The sequence below is a fragment of the Streptomyces sp. NPDC001220 genome (assembly GCF_053597895.1).
On record NZ_JBSFJE010000022.1, the window covers coordinates 92,383 to 109,604 of the forward strand.

General features: G+C 69.9%; 21 protein-coding genes. 15 read left to right on the forward strand and 6 right to left on the reverse strand.

Features of this window, described 5'->3' with window-relative positions; genetic code table 11:
* The first annotated feature begins 245 nt into the window (after positions 1–245).
* Positions 246–779 (forward strand): MFS transporter, encoded by a 534-nt coding sequence (locus ACWDGI_RS38600; protein ID WP_450767330.1) that lies wholly within the window; start codon positions 246–248, stop codon positions 777–779.
* 62 nt (positions 780–841) lie between these two features.
* Here the strand turns inward: ACWDGI_RS38600 and ACWDGI_RS38605 are convergent, their stop codons facing one another.
* The 4 genes from ACWDGI_RS38605 to ACWDGI_RS38620 form a co-directional block, all read right to left on the reverse strand.
* Complete coding sequence (locus ACWDGI_RS38605; RefSeq protein ID WP_351710553.1) at positions 842–1,318, reverse strand: MarR family winged helix-turn-helix transcriptional regulator; 477 nt, start codon at positions 1,316–1,318, stop codon at positions 842–844.
* 92 nt (positions 1,319–1,410) lie between these two features.
* Positions 1,411–2,208: an AIM24 family protein gene (locus ACWDGI_RS38610; protein WP_450767332.1), complete on the reverse strand. Its 798-nt coding sequence runs from the start codon at positions 2,206–2,208 to the stop codon at positions 1,411–1,413.
* Positions 2,205–2,855, reverse strand: coding sequence for an AIM24 family protein (locus tag ACWDGI_RS38615; RefSeq protein ID WP_450767334.1), 651 nt, complete (start codon positions 2,853–2,855; stop codon positions 2,205–2,207). Before ACWDGI_RS38615 ends, ACWDGI_RS38610 begins: the two co-directional genes overlap by 4 nt.
* 1 nt (position 2,856) lies before the next feature.
* The gene (locus ACWDGI_RS38620; protein ID WP_360477636.1) at positions 2,857–3,489 is read right to left on the reverse strand and encodes an AIM24 family protein; all 633 of its coding nucleotides are present in this window, start codon (positions 3,487–3,489) and stop codon (positions 2,857–2,859) included.
* A 239-nt stretch (positions 3,490–3,728) separates the two neighbouring features.
* Between ACWDGI_RS38620 and ACWDGI_RS38625 the strand changes: the two genes are divergently transcribed.
* The 9 genes from ACWDGI_RS38625 to ACWDGI_RS38665 all read left to right on the forward strand — a co-directional run bounded on the left by ACWDGI_RS38625 (position 3,729) and on the right by ACWDGI_RS38665 (position 9,809).
* A complete protein-coding gene (locus ACWDGI_RS38625; RefSeq protein ID WP_450767336.1) occupies positions 3,729–4,073 on the forward strand; it encodes a DUF3817 domain-containing protein in 345 nt (114 codons plus the stop codon).
* Positions 4,070–4,363, forward strand: a complete 294-nt coding sequence (locus ACWDGI_RS38630) for an MTH1187 family thiamine-binding protein (protein WP_133025253.1) — start codon at positions 4,070–4,072, stop codon at positions 4,361–4,363. Before ACWDGI_RS38625 ends, ACWDGI_RS38630 begins: the two co-directional genes overlap by 4 nt.
* A 173-nt stretch (positions 4,364–4,536) precedes the next feature.
* Positions 4,537–5,280 carry a hypothetical protein gene (locus ACWDGI_RS38635; RefSeq protein WP_450767338.1) on the forward strand — a complete coding sequence of 248 codons (744 nt, stop codon included), beginning with the start codon at positions 4,537–4,539 and terminating at the stop codon, positions 5,278–5,280.
* Positions 5,277–5,957, forward strand: coding sequence for a DUF4166 domain-containing protein (locus ACWDGI_RS38640; protein WP_450767340.1), 681 nt, complete (start codon positions 5,277–5,279; stop codon positions 5,955–5,957). Before ACWDGI_RS38635 ends, ACWDGI_RS38640 begins: the two co-directional genes overlap by 4 nt.
* Positions 5,954–6,604 (forward strand): TetR/AcrR family transcriptional regulator, encoded by a 651-nt coding sequence (locus ACWDGI_RS38645; RefSeq protein WP_450767342.1) that lies wholly within the window; start codon positions 5,954–5,956, stop codon positions 6,602–6,604. Before ACWDGI_RS38640 ends, ACWDGI_RS38645 begins: the two co-directional genes overlap by 4 nt.
* A gap of 235 nt (positions 6,605–6,839) precedes the next feature.
* The gene (locus ACWDGI_RS38650; protein ID WP_450767344.1) at positions 6,840–7,349 is read left to right on the forward strand and encodes a MarR family winged helix-turn-helix transcriptional regulator; all 510 of its coding nucleotides are present in this window, start codon (positions 6,840–6,842) and stop codon (positions 7,347–7,349) included.
* A gap of 65 nt (positions 7,350–7,414) precedes the next feature.
* Positions 7,415–7,753 (forward strand): DUF3817 domain-containing protein, encoded by a 339-nt coding sequence (locus tag ACWDGI_RS38655; protein ID WP_450767346.1) that lies wholly within the window; start codon positions 7,415–7,417, stop codon positions 7,751–7,753.
* 74 nt (positions 7,754–7,827) lie between these two features.
* Complete coding sequence (locus ACWDGI_RS38660) at positions 7,828–9,528, forward strand: acyl-CoA mutase large subunit family protein (RefSeq protein WP_450767348.1); 1,701 nt, start codon at positions 7,828–7,830, stop codon at positions 9,526–9,528.
* A gap of 59 nt (positions 9,529–9,587) precedes the next feature.
* Entirely contained in the window at positions 9,588–9,809 is a 222-nt protein-coding gene (locus ACWDGI_RS38665) for a hypothetical protein (protein ID WP_450767350.1), read from the forward strand.
* 2 nt (positions 9,810–9,811) lie between these two features.
* Here the strand turns inward: ACWDGI_RS38665 and ACWDGI_RS38670 are convergent, their stop codons facing one another.
* A complete protein-coding gene (locus ACWDGI_RS38670) occupies positions 9,812–10,462 on the reverse strand; it encodes a TetR/AcrR family transcriptional regulator (protein WP_450767352.1) in 651 nt (216 codons plus the stop codon).
* A 232-nt stretch (positions 10,463–10,694) separates the two neighbouring features.
* Here ACWDGI_RS38670 and ACWDGI_RS38675 point away from each other — a divergent pair, with 232 nt between their 5' ends.
* From ACWDGI_RS38675 to ACWDGI_RS38695, 5 genes are all read left to right on the forward strand, one after another.
* Complete coding sequence (locus tag ACWDGI_RS38675) at positions 10,695–11,672, forward strand: tetratricopeptide repeat protein (protein WP_450767353.1); 978 nt, start codon at positions 10,695–10,697, stop codon at positions 11,670–11,672.
* A gap of 633 nt (positions 11,673–12,305) precedes the next feature.
* Positions 12,306–12,953 carry a DUF6230 family protein gene (locus tag ACWDGI_RS38680; protein WP_450767355.1) on the forward strand — a complete coding sequence of 216 codons (648 nt, stop codon included), beginning with the start codon at positions 12,306–12,308 and terminating at the stop codon, positions 12,951–12,953.
* 142 nt (positions 12,954–13,095) lie between these two features.
* Entirely contained in the window at positions 13,096–13,674 is a 579-nt protein-coding gene (locus ACWDGI_RS38685; protein ID WP_450767357.1) for a DUF6114 domain-containing protein, read from the forward strand.
* Positions 13,664–15,031 carry a hypothetical protein gene (locus tag ACWDGI_RS38690; RefSeq protein WP_450767359.1) on the forward strand — a complete coding sequence of 456 codons (1,368 nt, stop codon included), beginning with the start codon at positions 13,664–13,666 and terminating at the stop codon, positions 15,029–15,031. The genes ACWDGI_RS38685 and ACWDGI_RS38690 overlap by 11 nt, the downstream gene beginning before the upstream one ends.
* Positions 15,032–15,262: 231 nt before the next feature.
* Complete coding sequence (locus ACWDGI_RS38695) at positions 15,263–15,652, forward strand: hypothetical protein (RefSeq protein WP_450767361.1); 390 nt, start codon at positions 15,263–15,265, stop codon at positions 15,650–15,652.
* 90 nt (positions 15,653–15,742) lie between these two features.
* On the opposite strand, the gene pyk is transcribed toward ACWDGI_RS38695, so the two are convergent.
* The gene (gene pyk, locus ACWDGI_RS38700; protein ID WP_450767363.1) at positions 15,743–17,170 is read right to left on the reverse strand and encodes a pyruvate kinase; all 1,428 of its coding nucleotides are present in this window, start codon (positions 17,168–17,170) and stop codon (positions 15,743–15,745) included.
* Positions 17,171–17,222: the final 52 nt, after the last annotated feature.

Below are 17,222 nucleotides of genomic sequence, written 5' to 3' on the forward strand. Positions count from 1 at the left end.
CCGCGGGGCTGGCCGGAGGGCTGACGCCGGCCAGGCCGATGCCGCGGGGCTGGCCGGAGGGCTGACGCCGGCCGGGCCGACACCGCGGGGCTGGCCGGAGGGCTGACGCCGGGCGGGCCGATGCCGCGGGGGTGCGGGCTGCGGTGCGGTCGCGGGCCGACGGCGGCTGATCGGGCCCACGCGGCGGAGCGGCCTATGTCCCGGCCCCGCGCCCCTGAAGGACCGGGCGTTTCCCGGCGGCCCCCGTGGTCGCGGCCGCTGGTCTGGGGCTCGTCCTGAGCGGTGCCGACCTGCTGGTGATGGCCTTCGCCGAGCAGCGGTCGTACGGCACCGAGGTCGTCGCCTGGGTCCTGGCCGCGCTCTCGGTGGGCAGCGCGGTGGGAGGCCTGCTGAACGGGGCGGTGGACTGGCGCCGCCCGGCCGCCGAACGGCTGGCATGGCTGACGGTGGCCCTGGGGTCGGCGCTGGCCCTGGCCGGGTCGGCCCCCGGTGTCTGGTCCCTGGCCCTGGCCATGACGGCCACGGGCGTGTTCGTGGCACCGACGCTGACGACGGCGTACCTGCTGGCCGACGAGATGGCCGGCGAGTCCGCACGGACCCGGGCCGGCGCCTGGGTGAACGCGGCGGTGAACGCCGGAAGTTCGGCCGGCCCGGTGGCCGCCGGGCCGGTGCTCGGCCACCTGCCGCTGGGACTCTGCTTCGCCCTGGCCGGAGCCACGGCCCTGACCTCGGCCGCAGCGGTGGCGGCGGTGGCGGCGGTCACCCGGCCACGCACCTGACGAGGAACGGCGGACGAGACCTGAACCCTCGTCCGCCGCCCCTCCTCAGATGCCGTTCGCCGTCACGGGCGCCCGCGTTGTCCCCGCAGGTGTTCGGCGATCGGCTTCAGGCCCTTGTCGAGCTCTATGAGTGCCTCCGGCGACAGCAGGTCGATGAAGTGCCGTCGCACGGAGGCGACATGATGTGGCGCCACCTTCTTCATCGTCTCCATGCCGTGCTCGGTGAGGACGGCGAACAGCCCGCGGCGGTCGGACTCGCAGTTCTCGCGGCGTACCAGGTTCGCGTTCTCCATACGGGTGATCTGGTGGGAGAGCCGGCTCTTGGACTGGAGCGTCGCTGCCGCGAGGTCGCTCATCCGCAGCCGGTAGTCCTCGGACTCGGACAGATTCACCAGGATCTCGTAGTCGTTCATTGTCAGGCCGAACGGCTGCAGATCCTTTTCGAGCTGGTACGTCAACAGCCTGTTGACCTCCAGGTGGGTGCGCCAGGCGCACTGCTCCGCATCGGTCAGCCAGCGCGTGGCCGTCTCGGTCTCCATGTATGAAGTCTACCTAAAATGTTGAAAGGCGAACTAGTGAGGGTGGTGTGACTGCGCGCACGCGTTCGATGTCACACTCCGCAGACTACCGCTCACAGCCCGAAGCGACGTTGCAGGTCCCCCAGCTGTCCGGGAAGGCGCGGTGTGCCCTGCTGCTGTGAATGACCTGTGAAAGGCCCTCCACCGCCGGGTACTCCGGGCTCGTGTGGAACCGCTCCCGTCGCCTGCTCCGCCATCAGGGTCTCGGTCGACTGGAGCAGTACCGTGCCGGCCCCTACGAACTCGAACTGGTGCTCCTCCCCGGAGGCCCCGCCGAGGCCCGTCATCGCACGTAGACCGCCCATGACCCCGGTCAGGTAACCGTGGTCGTAGTGGTGGCACGGGGAGGGGCAGTCGGCCCATCCCACGAGCGCCTGCGGGTCCACCCGGATCGGGGGTTCCATGAACACCACCGGACCGTTGGACGCGGCCACAAACTTTCCGGTTCCGATAAGGGTCAGAAAACCCGGCACGATCGACTGTTTGAGCGCGAGACTTGGCTGAAAAGCGAGCAGGTTGCCAGAGCGAATGGTCAGGTTGCCCTCGTCCAGATCGTACGAATTGACGTCGAAGGCCCGGTCGGCGAGGAGCATCTTGCCCGAGCCCTCCGCCACCACCCAGTCGCTCGCGTGCAGAGGCGAATGGAAGGAAGTGCGCACCAGACGGTCCAGACGGCCGTGTCCGACGCCGTTGAAGTCGATCGAGCCGTAGTAGGCGATCATCTTCCCCTTCTGCAGGAACCACTGGCCGCTCTTGAGCTCCACGCAGAAGGTGTACTTGTTGACGTTGTCGTCGACGGGGAGGGTCATGGGGTCGTGGACGACCGGCCCGGCGGCACCGTACGCGCTCACAGCTTCTCCTCCGACGCCTGGACGTACACCGTGCCGTTTCCGCTGAGCTCCAGCTGGAACGCCTCGCCGGAGCCGCGGCCCACCATGTCCCGCCAGCCGAGCGCGGTCGACAGCTTGTTGCGGACGTCGCCGTGGTGGGCGACGTAGGCCTGCGGGTCGACATGGACCGGGCGCTGCGGGGTGATCGGGACCTCGAAGACCCCGCCGTGGGCCATCACGGCGACCGCGCCCCGGCCCTTGAGGGTGGTCGTGAACAGGCCTTGGCCGGTGACCTGGCCGCGCACCATGCCCATCACGCCGCCCTGGGCGCCCATGAACATCGTGCCCTGCTGGAGCGTGCCCTCGAAGGCGAGCAGCCGGTCGGCCTCGACGTAGAGGGTGTCGCCGGTGAGGGTGATGACCTGGACGTGATGGCCGCCGTGCCCGAAGAAGACCGTGCCGCTGCCCTCGACGGTCATCAGCGGGGTGGCCTCGCCCGCGACCCGGCGGCCGATCATGGACATCAGGCCGCCCTGGCCGCCCTGGATGTTGGGTGTGAAGGACACCTCGCCCTTGTAGGCGAGCATCGCCCCGCGCTGGCTGTAGAGCCGCTGCCCGGGCATGACGGTCGCCTCGACCATCTTGGAGTTCACCTCGCGCAGGGCCATCTCACACGTCCCCCGCGATCGTGTTCCGCTCGCTCGGCTGCACGTACACCAAGCCGTCCCCCTCGAACCGGATCTGGAAGGCCTCGCCGCCGCCCTCCCCGAGGAGCGTGCGGAATGTCACACCCGACTGGAAGGACTGGCGGAGGTTGCCCTGGTGGGCGATGTAGGCGCCCGGGTCCACGGTCAGCGGATACTGCGCGCTGACCCGGAGCACCACGGCCGGCCCGTCCGACATGATCGCCGCCTGGCCGTGGCCCTCGACCGTGGTCGTGAACAGGCCGTTGCCCTGGGAGGCGCCGCGCAGGCCCGTGAAGGTCGTGCCGGTGCGCAGGCCGGCGTCGGTCGCGAGCAGGTTGCTCGACTCGACGTACAGCTTGTCGCCCTGGAGGCCGACCAGGTTGATCTCGGACGCCCGGTCCGCGAACCAGCACGTCCCGTGCCCCTTCACCTCCATCACCGTCATCTGCTCGCCGGTGAGCCGCCGGGTCACCATCCCCCGTAGCCCCTCACCGCCGCCGCTCAGTTTCTTGAACGCCATCTGCCCGTCGTACGCGACCATCGAGCCGTTCTTCGCCTTCACGGCGTCCCCGGTCATCTCGACGGCGAGCACCTTGCTGCCTTGGAGTCGGAACATCGCCACGCTGCGAAGGTAGCCGCAGGCCGACGCCACCAACAGGTCCCAGGGGTGGACGCCGTCCCGGATCCGACCCCTAGGGGCCGGCCGCGGACCCCGGAGACAGCGCCCCGAGGGGGCCCGTCCGGGAGCGGGCCGCCCACCCCCGCGCGGGGGCGGTGAGACTCCTTTGCCACAATGGGTGAACGTTTGTGCTTGCGTTCACAAAGAGTGGACGTCTCTCCCACCGAAGGTGACTCGTGGACATCAAGACCGCCACCGCCATCCGCCGCCTGCGCCTGGTCTCCGCCCCGGAGGCCGTCTCCTTCCTGATCCTCCTCGTCTGCTCGGTGCTGAAGCGGACCACGGACTTCAACGCGGTGCCCGTGATGGGCGCGATCCACGGTGTCCTGTTCGTCCTGTACGTGATCTTCTGGGCCGACGCCTGGAACCGCACCAAGTGGTCCCCGGGCACCGCCGCCTTCTACTTCGTCCTCTCCGTCCTGCCGACCGGCGGCTTCTTCGCCGAGCGCAAGCTCAAGCGCGCCGCCGAGGACGCGCTCATCGCCGCCCGCGCCCGCCAGGAAGGGGTCGTGAACGCATGATCGTCGCCTTCTCCGTGACGCCGCTGGGCGTCGGCGAGGACGTCGGGGAGTACGTCGCCGACGCCGTCCGGGTGGTCCGCGAGTCCGGACTGCCCAACCGCACCGACGCCATGTTCACCTCCGTCGAAGGCGAGTGGGACGAGGTCATGGACGTCGTCAGGCGCGCCGTCGCCGCCGTCGAGGCGCGCGCCCCGCGGGTCTCCCTGGTCCTGAAGGCGGACATCCGCCCCGGTGTCACCGACGGCCTGACCAGCAAGGTGGAGACGGTCGAGCGGCACCTCGCCCGGTAGCCGGCAGCCGCGGTCACAGCCGCAGCCGGACGTAGCGACCCCGGTCCCTCAGGGCCGGGGTTTTCTTGTCCCCGGCGATTGAGCGATCGCTCAAAAACCGGTACCGTCATCTCGGAGGGGTTGAGCGGTCGCTCAAAAAACTCAAAAGACCAGGTGACGGGGGTACGACACCAATGGGGCTCTATATAGAGGCGCACATCCGCGCCGACCTCGACGAACTGTGGGCACACACCCAGGACCCGGCCCGGCACCAGCGCTGGGACCTCAGGTTCACCGAGATCGACCACCTCGCGCGCGTGCCGGGCGAGCCGCAGCGCTTCCGCTACGCCACCCGGGTGCTGCCGTTTCTCACGATCGCCGGGACCGGGATCTCGGCGGGGGAGAAGGAGCGCCCCGACGGCACCCGCACCTCCGCCCTGCGCTTCGCCTCCCCGCACCCGCTCTCGCTGCTCGCCGAGGGCAGCGGCTACTGGCGTTACGTCCCGGTCGCCGACGGCGTCCGCTTCCTCACCGGCTACGACTACCGGCCCCGCTGGGGCGGCTTCGGCGCGCTCGCCGACCGGTTCGTCCTGCGCCCCCTGATGGGCTGGGCGACCGCCTGGTCCTTCGACCGGCTGCGGCTGTGGCTGGAGCGCGGGATCACCCCGGAGCGGGCGCGGTGGAACTGGCTGGCCGAGCTGGCGGCCCGTGCGCTGACGACCGCCGGCTGCGCCGCGGGCCTGAGCCGGGGGCCGGTCCTCGACGCCCTCTCGCCCACCGTCGCCTTCCTGGTCCCGCTGCTCCTCGTGGTGGCCCTCTCCCTGGCCCTCTTCGGGCCCCCGCTCGCCACCACCCCGGCCGCCCGCCGCTGCCGGCGCACCCCGCCCACCCGGGTGACCGCACCCCGGGTCCTGCGCACCCTGGAGAGGCAGCCGTGACGTCCATGTTCCGTACCGTGCTGGGCGACGGCTTCGACCGCTTGCATCCGCAGCTCCGACGGCGCTTCTCGGTCGGCCTGACCAGCGGTGAGGCCTGCACCGGCCGGGGTGTGATGGAACGGATCTGGCACGGGCCGGCGTTCGTGAAGCCGTTCCTGGCGCTGGGCGCCACCCGGAACATCCTGGTCCCGAAGGCGGGCCGGAACATTCCGTTCGTGATCGAGAACGTGCCCTACGTCGACACCTACGGTCGTGAGACGGTGACCTTCGTGCGCACCTTCGACCTGGCCGGCCGTGCCCGCCGCTTCGACGCCCAGATGGTGCTCAGCCCCAAGGGCGACCGCATCCTCGACTACCTCGGCACCCACCAGCACCTCGCCAGCGAGCTGCACTTCCACGCCGAGCCCGACGGCTCCCTGCTCATCCGCTCCGGCGAACACCGGTTCAGGGAGGGCCCGGTGGACGTCCGTGTCCCGGAGCTCGCCGGCGCCACCGCCGAGGTGCGCGAGTCCTACGACGACCGGGCCGGCCGCTTCCGTATCCAGGTACGGGTGGTGAACCGGTACCTCGGTCCGCTCTTCGGCTATCAGGGCTCCTTCGAGGCGTCGTACACCGATGTCCGCCGGTGCGGGGTCCGGCCGGGGCTGCGGCCGGTCCGTGAGGAGCCGCGCGCGTGAGCCCGGAGACCGCCAAGTCCCTGGAGACGAAGAACAAGCTGCTGGAGGGCGCGCTGCGGACGCTCACCGAGCAGGGGATCGCCAAGACCTCGGCCCGTACGGTGGCGGCGGCCGCCGGGGTCAACCAGGCGCTGGTCTTCTACCACTTCGGCTCCGTGGACGAGCTGCTCGCGGCGGCCTGCCGGTACGGCGCCGCACAGGCCGTCGACCGCTTCCGCCCCCGCCTCGCCGCGGTCGGCTCGCTCTCCGAACTCCTCGCCGTCGGGCGGCAGATCCACGAGGAGGAGCGCGCGGGCGGCCATGTCGCCCTGCTCGGACAGCTGCTGGCCGGCGCCCAGACCCAGGAGGCACTCCGCCCCGCCACCGCGGCCGGCCTCGACCTGTGGATCGCGGAGATCGAGACGGTGCTGGTCCGGGTCCTCGCGGCCACGCCGTTCGGCGAGTTCGCCGACCCGGCCGGGCTCGCCCGCGCGGTCGCCGCGTCCTTCGTGGGCATCGAACTCTACGAGGGCGTCGACGCGTCCGGCGCCCACGCGGCCCTGGACGCCCTGGAGCAGCTCGGCGCACTGGTGGCCGCACTGGACGACCTCGGCCCGGTGGCCCAGCGTGCGGTCCGGCACCACCTGCGCCGGGTCGGCCGCCGCTAGGGGCTGTCCGGCGGATCAGGCCACGGACGCGGCGACCCGTGGCGGGCGCCGGGGGTGATGTGCTGCTGCGGCCTCGCGGCGGCGGCCCGGCGGACGTCGCGGCCGGTGTCGTAGTGGCCGCTGTGCGGCCGTCTCGGCGCTCCCTTCCGGAGTGCGCCGTCGGCGGCGCGGGCCGAGGTGACCGAAAGCCGAGACACGGCTGACCGGTATATGACCGGCCGGTAGGGTCGGTGGCGTGCCGAAGCCTCTCAGTCTTCCCTTCGACCCCATCGCCCGTGCCGACGACCTCTGGAAGCAGCGCTGGGGAAACGTCCCGTCGATGGCCGCGATCACGTCGATCATGCGGGCCCAGCAGATCCTGCTGGCCGAGGTCGACGCGGTGGTCAAGCCGTACGGACTGACGTTCGCGCGTTACGAGGCGCTGGTGCTGCTCACCTTCTCCAAGGCCGGTGAGCTGCCGATGTCGAAGATCGGCGAGCGCCTGATGGTGCACCCGACCTCGGTGACGAACACCGTCGACCGGCTGGTCAAGTCCGGTCTGGTCGACAAGCGGCCCAACCCCAACGACGGGCGCGGCACGCTCGCCACGATCACCGAGAAGGGCCGCGAGGTGGTCGAGTCGGCCACCCGGGACCTCATGGCGATGGACTTCGGGCTCGGGGCGTACGACTCCGAGGAGTGCGCGGAGATCTTCGCGATGCTGCGTCCGCTGCGGGTCTCGGCGCACGACTTCGACGAGGCGTGACCCGACCCTGCCGCGAGGCCGACCCGGGACAAGATCTCCCGGAACGGGTGGTTACGCTCGTCCCCATGAAAAAGAGCGTGCTGACCCGCTACCGCGTCCTGGCCTATGTCACCGGTGTGCTGCTGGTGCTGCTGTGCCTGAGCATGATCGCCAAGTACGGGCTGGACATCGACGGTGCGGCCGACGTCACGCGGGTTGTCGCCATCGCGCACGGCTGGCTCTACGTCGTCTACCTGGTCTTCGCCTTCGACCTGGGCTCCAAGGCGAAGTGGCCGGTCGGCAAGCAGCTGTGGGTGCTGCTCGCCGGCACCATCCCGACCGCGGCGTTCTTCGTGGAGCGCAAGGTCACCCGCGAACTCGACGACAGGATCGCCGGGGGCGCCCCGGCCGTGGCCAAGGTCTGATCCCACCGCCGTACGGACGACCGTGCGGCGGTTCGCCATCGACATTTACTAGGACGTCCTAGTAAATTTGAGTTATGGACGCTGACGCCATCACGGAGGGCCGCCTACGCTGGCAGGCCCGCTACGACGCGGCCCGCAAGCGGGACGCGGATTTCACCACGCTCTCCGGGGATCCCGTGGAGCCGGTGTACGGGCCCCGCCCAGGGGACACCTACGAGGGATTCGAGCGGATCGGCTGGCCGGGGGAGTACCCCTTCACGCGCGGGCTGTACCCGACCGGCTACCGGGGGCGGACCTGGACCATCCGCCAGTTCGCCGGGTTCGGCAACGCCGAGCAGACCAACGAGCGGTACAAGATGATCCTCGCCAACGGCGGCGGGGGTCTGTCCGTGGCCTTCGACATGCCGACCCTCATGGGCCGCGACTCCGACGACCCGCGCTCGCTCGGCGAGGTCGGGCACTGCGGGGTGGCCATCGACTCCGCCGCCGACATGGAGGTCCTGTTCAAGGACATCCCGCTGGGCGACGTCACGACGTCGATGACGATCAGCGGTCCGGCGGTCCCGGTCTTCTGCATGTACCTCGTCGCCGCCGAACGGCAGGGCGTCGACCCGTCGGTCCTCAACGGCACGCTCCAGACCGACATCTTCAAGGAGTACATCGCCCAGAAGGAGTGGCTCTTCCAGCCCGAGCCCCATCTGCGGCTCATCGGCGACCTGATGGAGTACTGCGCGGCGGGCATCCCCGCGTACAAGCCGCTGTCCGTCTCCGGCTACCACATCCGTGAGGCCGGTGCGACGGCCGCGCAGGAGCTGGCGTACACCCTCGCGGACGGCTTCGGGTACGTGGAGCTGGGGCTCAGCCGCGGCCTGGACGTCGACGTCTTCGCGCCCGGACTCTCCTTCTTCTTCGACGCGCACGTCGACTTCTTCGAGGAGATCGCCAAGTTCCGCGCGGCCCGCCGGATCTGGGCGCGCTGGATGCGGGACGTGTACGGGTCCCGGTCGGAGAAGTCGCAGTGGCTGCGCTTCCACACCCAGACGGCGGGTGTCTCGCTGACCGCCCAGCAGCCGTACAACAACGTGGTGCGGACGGCCGTGGAGGCGCTGGCGGCGGTCCTCGGCGGGACCAACTCGCTGCACACCAACGCGCTCGACGAGACCCTCGCGCTGCCGAGCGAGCAGGCCGCCGAGATCGCGCTGCGCACCCAGCAGGTGCTCATGGAGGAGACCGGCGTCGCCAACGTGGCGGACCCGCTGGGCGGTTCCTGGTACGTCGAGCAGCTGACCGACCGGATCGAGGCCGACGCCGAGAAGATCTTCGAGCAGATCAAGGAGCGCGGGCTGCGCGCCCACCCCGACGGGCGGCACCCGATCGGGCCGGTCACCTCGGGCATCCTGCGCGGGATCGAGGACGGCTGGTTCACCGGCGAGATCGCCGAATCCGCCTTCCAGTACCAGCGTTCGCTGGAGAAGGGCGACAAGCGGGTCGTCGGCGTCAACGTGCACACCGGCTCCGTCACCGGGGACCTGGAGATCCTGCGGGTCTCGCACGAGGTGGAGCGGGAGCAGGTGCGGGTGCTGGACGAGCGCAGGACCGCACGCGACGAGGGTGCGGTGCGCACCGCCCTGGACGCGATGCTCGCCGCCGCCCGTTCCGGGGCCAACATGATCGAGCCGATGCTCGACGCGGTCCGCGCAGAGGCGACCCTGGGCGAGATCTGCGGGGTGCTGCGGGACGAGTGGGGGGTGTACACGGAGCCGGCGGGGTTCTAGGCGCCCGGCCGCGGGAGGCGGCGTTCCGGAGCGGGTACGGGCGTCCGCGTGGGGTGACCGTGACGAGCCGCAGCTCCACGGTCACCGCCACCGGCGAGGACGGCCTGCTGCCCGTGATGCTCATGCCGGCCGACCAGGCCGGTGCCACGGCCACCGCGAGCGCGCCGACGGAGCGGGTCCACCCGGAACGGGCCCGTGATCAGGACCGTGTCCTCCAGGGGCACGTGCGGGAGAAGGGGGACGGCCCCGTCACCGTCCGGGAGTCCGGTGTGGGCCGCTGACGCTACGGTCTGGCCCCGCCCGGGCCACCCGCGTCGTCCGCCGCGCCCGCCAGGCCCAGCAGCAGGATCCGGGTCAGGCCGCGCACCCACTCCTCGTCCGCCGGTTTGCCGCTCACCAGGGCGCGGTGCACCACCGAGCCTGCCACCAGGTCGAAGATGAGGTCCGCCGTGCGGTCCGCCTCGCACGGGTCGGGCTGCTCGGGCAGTTCCCCGCGCCGCTGGGCACGCTCCCGGCCCTCCAGGACCAGCCGCTTCTGGCGGTCCACGATGGACGCGCGGATACGTTCCCGCAGCGCGTCGTCGCGGGTCGACTCGGCCACCGCCGCCATCAGCCCGCTCTTCGCCTCCGGGCGGTCCAGGATCGCCGCGAACTGCAGCACCACGCCCTCGATGTCGTCGGCGAGGCTGCCCCGGTCGGGGAGTTCGAGCTCGTCGAACAGTTCCGCGACCGCGTCGACGACGAGTTCGTTCTTGCCGGCCCAGCGGCGGTAGAGGGTCGTCTTCGCAACCCCGGCCCGCGTCGCCACGTCTCCCAAGGTGAGCTTGGACCAGCCCAGTTCCACCAGCGCCTGCCGCGTCGCCGCCAGGATCGCGGCGTCCGCTTCGGCGCTGCGCGGGCGCCCGGTACGGGTGGCGGGGGTGCGGCTCTGCATCCCACGACCATAACCGGCGGTTCATGTGACGTCGTGAGGGAGATCACCGGGAAGGGGTGTCGCGCGGGGTCCGCATGGCATTACGCTACGACTCGTAGCGAAAGCTCGTGGCTGACCGCACGGGCGACGACCACGGCGCCGGGTGGGGACCCGGCGCCCACATCAGACGTTTGTTCGGCCTGGCTTTCACAACGCTTTTCACACACGCGCGGGAACGGGGGAGGATAGGCGCATGCAGCCACGGAACATGTCCATGAGCGGCGTCGTCGACCTCGCCGCGGTGAAGGCGGCCCAGGAGGCCAAGGCCAAGGCCGAGCAGACGCGCGCCGAAGCGGCCCGGCACGGTGGAGCCGGTGCCGTCGCCCCGGCCGACCTGGTCATCGACGTCGACGAAGCCGGCTTCGAACGCGATGTCCTGCAGCGGTCCGCCGAAGTCCCCGTCGTCATCGACTTCTGGGCCGAGTGGTGTCAGCCCTGCAAGCAGCTGAGCCCGGTCCTGGAGCGGCTCGCCGTCGAGTACAACGGCCGCTTCCTGCTGGCCAAGATCGACGTCGACGCCAACCAGATGCTGATGCAGCAGTTCGGGATCCAGGGGATCCCGGCGGTGTTCGCGGTGGTCGCCGGGCAGGCGCTGCCGCTCTTCCAGGGCGCCGCCGGTGAGGACCAGATCCGGGGCACCCTCGACCAGTTGGTCCAGGTCGCCGAGGAGCGCTTCGGGCTGACCGGCCTGACGGTCGACCCCGACGCGCAGCCGGGCGCCGCCCCGGCGGCCGGGCCCGCGATGCCCGCCGGTCCGTACGACGCGCTCCTCGAAGCCGCCGTCCAGGCGCTGGACGCGGGCGACCTGGGCGGTGCGATCCAGGCGTACCAGAACGTCCTGAGCGACGACCCGGGCAACAGCGAGGCCAAGCTGGGGCTGGCGCAGGCCGAACTGCTCAAGCGTGTGCAGGGGATGGACCCGCAGCGGGTGCGCACGGACGCGGCCGAGAAGCCGGCCGACGTCGAGGCGCAGATCGCGGCCGCCGACCTGGATCTGGTGGGCGGCCATGTGAAGGACGCCTTCGGGCGGCTGATCGAGACCGTGCGGCGGACGGCCGGCGACGACCGGGACGCCGTACGGCGGCGGCTCCTCGAGCTCTTCGAGGTCGTCGGCACCGACGATCCTCTGGTGGTGGACGCACGTCGGGCACTGGCGCGGGCGCTGTTCTGAACACGGTCCTGACCAGTCGCTAAACGTCACGTCCTGTGATGCCGGAGTGAAAGATTTGCCGACGCGGGGTCACAGCGGCCGCTCTTTACCAAATCTTGGTAATCGCGGTCGCTGTTACTCGCAGTAAATCAGGGGCCTTGGTCTGTCTGGTTCTGTCCAGGGATCAACTGTTTTGTTCTGCCCCCGAATGCCACCCAGCGTTGCTCTCCGAGACCAGTGGGTCGTCCTTCGGTTATCCGGCCGTTACTACCCAGTAACGAAGCCCCTTGTGCGGGCGGCGAGAATGCACCACGATCGGCGACGCTCGGTCCATTGCCGTACCCCGACAGCCAGTCGGGCCGCGGGCTCATCTGGGTCCCCACCGAGCAGAGTCGGCGGCAGTGACGCCGGCTCTTGGGCAGGGGGGTCTTCGCCGCGAGGCGGAGCCTGTCCAGCAGGGTTGTGCGTGATGCGTGTCAGGCGCGACCAGTGGTTGTCGCTCGGGGGTGATCGCCGGTGATCGAGGTGCGGTACGTGCCTCCGAGTGCGGGCGCTCCCCTTCCGAGGACGTAGCACTTCTCCCATCCCTGCCCGGCCGAGCCGCCGTTGGGGGCGATTCCGGGCCAGGAGATGTACGTCCGAGAAGGAGGAAATATGGAGTCCCAGGTGCGTGGCGGGACCAGATGGAAGCGGTTCGCTGTGGTCATGGTGCCCAGCGTGGCCGCCACGGCGTGTATAGGTGTCGCCCTCGCGCAGGGCGCTCTCGCCGCGTCGTTCAGCGTGTCGGGCCAGGAGTTCAAGGTCTCGGCCGACCAGCTCGAAGGTGACGGCTTCGTCCAGTACGGTGCCGTCGACTCGGGCGTCACCCTCGCGGGCGACAAGACGATCCACCCGGTGGCGGTCTCGGCGTTCAACAGCGCGGAGATCACCAACCTGTGCCAGTCCGTGGTCACCCCGAACGTGCCGATCTTCGGGAACGTCAGCCTGATCCTGCGGGCGGGCGCCGACACGAAGAAGCCGGTCGAGGCCACCAAGCTCTACATTGACGTCAACGACCTCAGTGCCGACGCGACGTTCACCGGTCTCAACATCGGTGTCGCGGCCGGGAGCACGACCAAGGGTCCCGGCATCAAGTCGGACGAGGTCGCCAACAAGCAGACGAACCCGAACGGGTTCGCGCAGGAGGCGGACCACGCCTCGCTGTCCGGCGTGAAGCAGACGGCGTGGGCCACCACTGCCGGAACCTTCAAGCTGAGCGGTCTGCACATGTCGATCTCGACGAAGGGTTCGGAGTGCTACTAAGCACTCCGTGACGGGCGGGGGCGCCGACGGCACCCCCGCCCTCCACCTTCTTCCCGCGGTCTTCACATGCGGTGCACCACAACGACACCGCCCAACCACAGCACCACCACCACAGCAAAGCCGCACCAGGGAGCTGTTTTCCATGAGCGCCGAGACTCCTGCCGCACCCGGCCAGTTCAGCCGCCGGAGGCTGCAGTTCCGCTCCTGGCGGGGCACGCGGCCGTTCTGGGCCGGTCTGTACATCCTGATCGCGGGTTTCCCGATCATGTACTTCCCGTACGCGCACCTTCAGCTGGGTCACCTCACCATCGCGATGTCGACCACCGCCGGTGCCGGGTCCCTGATCATCGGTGTGCTGCTCGTAGTCCTCGGCATCAGCGTCTGGTTCCAGAAGCACATCCGCACGTTCGCGGGTGTCGCCGCGATCCTGCTGGCGCTGGTGTCCCTCCCCGTGTCCAACTTCGGTGGCTTCATCATGGGCTTCCTCTTCGCCCTCGTCGGCGGAGCGATGGCCGTGGCCTGGTCGCCGGGTGCGCCGCCGCAGCCGGAGGTCGCCTGGGCGCCGGGTGCGCCGCAGCCGGAGGGCGACGTTCCGCCGGCCGGGGACCACACCCCCGGCGAGGGCCCCCACTTCACGGGCTCGGACGGCGTGGGCGAGGCGAATGACCTGTCAGGAACGAGCCCGCTGAACGGGGCGAACGGGAGGCACAGTGCCGGCTGACGAGGTGACCCACGGGACTGATGTGGACGCGTCCCGTGTGAGAACCGGGCCGCGCCACGCGGCACCCAAGAAGCCGCTGTTCACCAGGTTCCACATGCCGGCCGGCAAGGCGATAGCCTCCGTGGCGATGCCGACGGCCGTGATCATGGGCATGGGGTTCACGTCGACGCTCGCGATCGCCGACACGAACAACACGTCGTCGACGTCGTCGAAGAGCCTTGCGGAGGACTACAAGGACTGCGTCTCCGCTCTGGACTCCGCCTCGCCCTCCGCGAGCGCGAGCGACGACTCCAAGGCCTCGGCCACGCCGTCCCCCTCGGCGTCGTCCGACGCCAAGGATTCGACGTCGTCGGGCACGGACAAGGACTCGGGCAAGTCCTCGTCGTCGGATTCAGGTTCCGACGACACGAAGACCCCGACCGCGACCCCGTCCAAGTCGTCCTCGTCGTCGGACGACGCGGGCTCCTCCGGCTCCGACGGCACGGCCACCCCTTCGCCGTCGGCCTCCGCGAGCAGCGGCAGCGGCGGCCTGCTGGACTCCATCGGGGGCGCCATCACCGGCATCCTCGGCGGCGGCAGCACGACGGGTTCGTCCTCGTCGGACTCCACCGCGAGCCCGACGCCGTCGGCCTCCGCGTCGACCGCGTCGTCCTCGGACAAGTCGTCGAGCACGGGCAAGGACGACAGTGCCTCCGGCACCGTCAAGGACACGGTCACCAAGGCCGCCAAGACGGTCACGGACACCGTGAAGGACACTACCGACGCGGCGACCAAGGCGGCCGGTGAGGTCACCAAGGACGCCACCAAGGCGGCCGGTGACGCCACCTCCAGCGCCTCGCCGAGCCCGTCCGCGAGCTCCAGCACGTCGGCCGACGACTGCAAGGCCGCCACGGACGACGTGAGCGGTGTCGACAACAAGGTGGCGGTCGCGGACGACCCCTGGTATCTGAATGCCAGTTCGCTGCTGCTGAAGAGCGCCGACTACCAGGGTGTCGTGCAGGTGAAGACGGCCAGTGGCAAGACCAAGAAGGTGCTGAAGTACGTCATCTCCGGCGGCACCGACATCGGCGACCTGCACCAGACGGTCAAGGACACGACCATCGGCAAGACCTACCACGTGCAGGCCGCGTCCGGTTCGACGTCCACGATCCGCGACGGCGACACCACGATGTACACGGAGTCCATCTCGGGGAACCTGTTCGGGCTGATCCCGATCACGTTCACCCCGGACAGCCCGCCGCCGCTGAACATCCCGCTGATCTACTTCACCAACGTGAAGGTCGTCCAGGCAGCCCAGTTCGGTGGCACCCTGCATGTGCCCGGGATGCACCTCTACACCACCGACGGCACCGGCTGAGCCCCGGCCAGAGACCCGTTCGGGAGCCGCGAAACACCTGTGGGCGCCCCCCGCTGCTGAGGGGGCGCCCACAGGTGTTTGTGCCGGTCGGGATCCCGAGCCGATCTTTGGTGGTCGACAGGTGATCAAAATTCGATAATATGTTCGACGTTGCAGCCGGGTGGCCGCAGCGCGAGCCCGGCGACGATCACTTCGTCACGGACGGGTTCATCCGACAATCGGGGAGGGCCCGTGAAGAAAGTCTGTTCCGTCCTGGCGGTACTCGGTGCGGCACTGGCGCTCGTGTTCGTCACGAGCACCTCGTCCTTCGCGGGCACGGACGGTCCGCAGGTGTGCAACTCCGGCCCCCAGTCGACCTGCGTGAAGTTCTACAACGACGGGGACCTCATCCGCGTCTGGGACACCGACTGCGACAACCACGCCGCGGTGGCGGTCGTCCAGATCCCGGAGGCCGGGATCAACGAGAACGTGTGGAACACCGCCGGTTGCGACACCTACGTCGACAGGGCGTACGGTACGTCGGTTCCCGAGGGCTACGCCGTGTACTACAAGGCCTGCTACGGCGTGTATTCGACGAAGGTCATCACCCGTTGCTCCGGCCAGGCCAGCGGCCGCGCCTGATCGTCGGACGACTCCGGGTCGTCGAGCACCGAGGGCGCCCCCTGTGACAGGGGGCGCCCTCGGTGTCGTACAGGGTCCTTCAGCGGGCCGTCACTTGCCGGAGCCGCCGACGTGGTGGACGCGCAGCATGTTCGTGGTGCCCGGGACGCCGGGGGGCGAGCCGGCCGTGATGATGACCGTGTCGCCCGGGTTGAAGCGGTTGATCTTGGCGAGCTCCTGGTCGACCATGTCGACCATCTCGTCCGTGCTGTTCACGAACGGCACCACGTGCGACTCGACGCCCCAGCTGAGTGCCAGCTGGTTGCGGGTGTTCTCGTCGGTGGTGAAGGCGATGATCGGCTGCTGGGCGCGGTAGCGGGAGAGGCGGCGGGCCGTGTCGCCGGACTGGGTGAAGGCGACCAGGCCGCGACCGCCGAGGAAGTCGGCGATCTCGCAGGCCGCACGGGCCACCGAACCACCCTGCGTGCGCGGCTTCTTGCCGGGGACGAGCGGCTGCAGGCCCTTGCTCAGCAGCTCCTGCTCCGCCGCGACGACGATCTTCGACATCGTCTTGACGGTCTCGACCGGGTAGGCGCCGACGGAGGACTCCGCCGAGAGCATGACCGCGTCCGCGCCGTCCAGGATCGCGTTGGCCACGTCGGAGGCCTCGGCGCGGGTCGGCCGGGAGTTGGTGATCATCGACTCCATCATCTGGGTCGCCACGATCACCGGCTTGGCGTTGCGCCGGCAGAGCTCGATCAGGCGCTTCTGCACCATGGGGACCCGCTCCAGCGGGTACTCGACGGCGAGGTCGCCACGGGCGACCATCACACCGTCGAACGCCATCACGACGTCCTCCATGTTCTGCACCGCCTGCGGCTTCTCCACCTTGGCGATGACGGGGACCCGGCGGCCCTCCTCGTCCATGACCCGGTGGACGTCGTTGACGTCCTTGGCGTCCCGGACGAAGGACAGGGCGACCAGGTCGCAGCCCATCCGCAGGGCGAACCGCAGGTCCTCGATGTCCTTCTCGCTCAGCGCGGGCACGTTGACGGCCGTGCCGGGCAGGTTGATGCCCTTGTGGTCGGAGACGACACCGCCCTCGATGACGATCGTCTTCACCCGCGCGCCCTCGACGTCCAGGACCTTCAGCTCGACGTTGCCGTCGTTGATGAGGATCTGGTCGCCGCGCGAGACGTCGCCCGGCAGGCCCTTGTAGGTCGTACCGCAGATGTGCTTGTCGCCCGGGACGTCCTCGGTCGTGATGACGAACTCGTCACCGCGCTCCAGCTCGACCGGGCCCTCGGCGAAGGTCTCCAGACGGATCTTCGGGCCCTGCAGGTCGGCGAGGACCCCGATGGCCCGGCCGGTCTCCTTGGAGGCGGCCCGGACACGGTCGTAGCGGCCCTGGTGCTCGGCGTGCGAGCCGTGGCTGAAATTGAAACGAGCCACGTTCATGCCGGCCTCGATCATGGCGACGAGCATCTCGTGGGTGTCGACCGCGGGGCCGAGAGTACAGACGATTTTCGAACGGCGCATGGGGCGATCCTATCGGTTTGTTTCGCTGCGGAATATTCCGTCTGGCGGAAGA

Bases quoted from the DNA above. Each gene is read 5' to 3' on its own strand.
- ACWDGI_RS38605 (WP_351710553.1), bottom strand. From the start codon at position 1,318: ATGGAGACCGAGACGGCCACGCGCTGGCTGACCGATGCGGAGCAGTGC.
- ACWDGI_RS38615 (WP_450767334.1), bottom strand. From the start codon at position 2,855: ATGGCCCTGCGCGAGGTGAACTCCAAGATGGTCGAGGCGACCGTCATG.
- ACWDGI_RS38620 (WP_360477636.1), bottom strand. From the start codon at position 3,489: ATGTTCCGACTCCAAGGCAGCAAGGTGCTCGCCGTCGAGATGACCGGG.
- ACWDGI_RS38630 (WP_133025253.1), top strand. From the start codon at position 4,070: ATGATCGTCGCCTTCTCCGTGACGCCGCTGGGCGTCGGCGAGGACGTC.
- ACWDGI_RS38635 (WP_450767338.1), top strand. From the start codon at position 4,537: ATGGGGCTCTATATAGAGGCGCACATCCGCGCCGACCTCGACGAACTG.
- ACWDGI_RS38655 (WP_450767346.1), top strand. From the start codon at position 7,415: ATGAAAAAGAGCGTGCTGACCCGCTACCGCGTCCTGGCCTATGTCACC.
- ACWDGI_RS38660 (WP_450767348.1), top strand. From the start codon at position 7,828: ATGGACGCTGACGCCATCACGGAGGGCCGCCTACGCTGGCAGGCCCGC.
- ACWDGI_RS38670 (WP_450767352.1), bottom strand. From the start codon at position 10,462: ATGCAGAGCCGCACCCCCGCCACCCGTACCGGGCGCCCGCGCAGCGCC.
- ACWDGI_RS38675 (WP_450767353.1), top strand. From the start codon at position 10,695: ATGCAGCCACGGAACATGTCCATGAGCGGCGTCGTCGACCTCGCCGCG.
- ACWDGI_RS38680 (WP_450767355.1), top strand. From the start codon at position 12,306: ATGGAGTCCCAGGTGCGTGGCGGGACCAGATGGAAGCGGTTCGCTGTG.
- ACWDGI_RS38685 (WP_450767357.1), top strand. From the start codon at position 13,096: ATGAGCGCCGAGACTCCTGCCGCACCCGGCCAGTTCAGCCGCCGGAGG.
- pyk (WP_450767363.1), bottom strand. From the start codon at position 17,170: ATGCGCCGTTCGAAAATCGTCTGTACTCTCGGCCCCGCGGTCGACACC.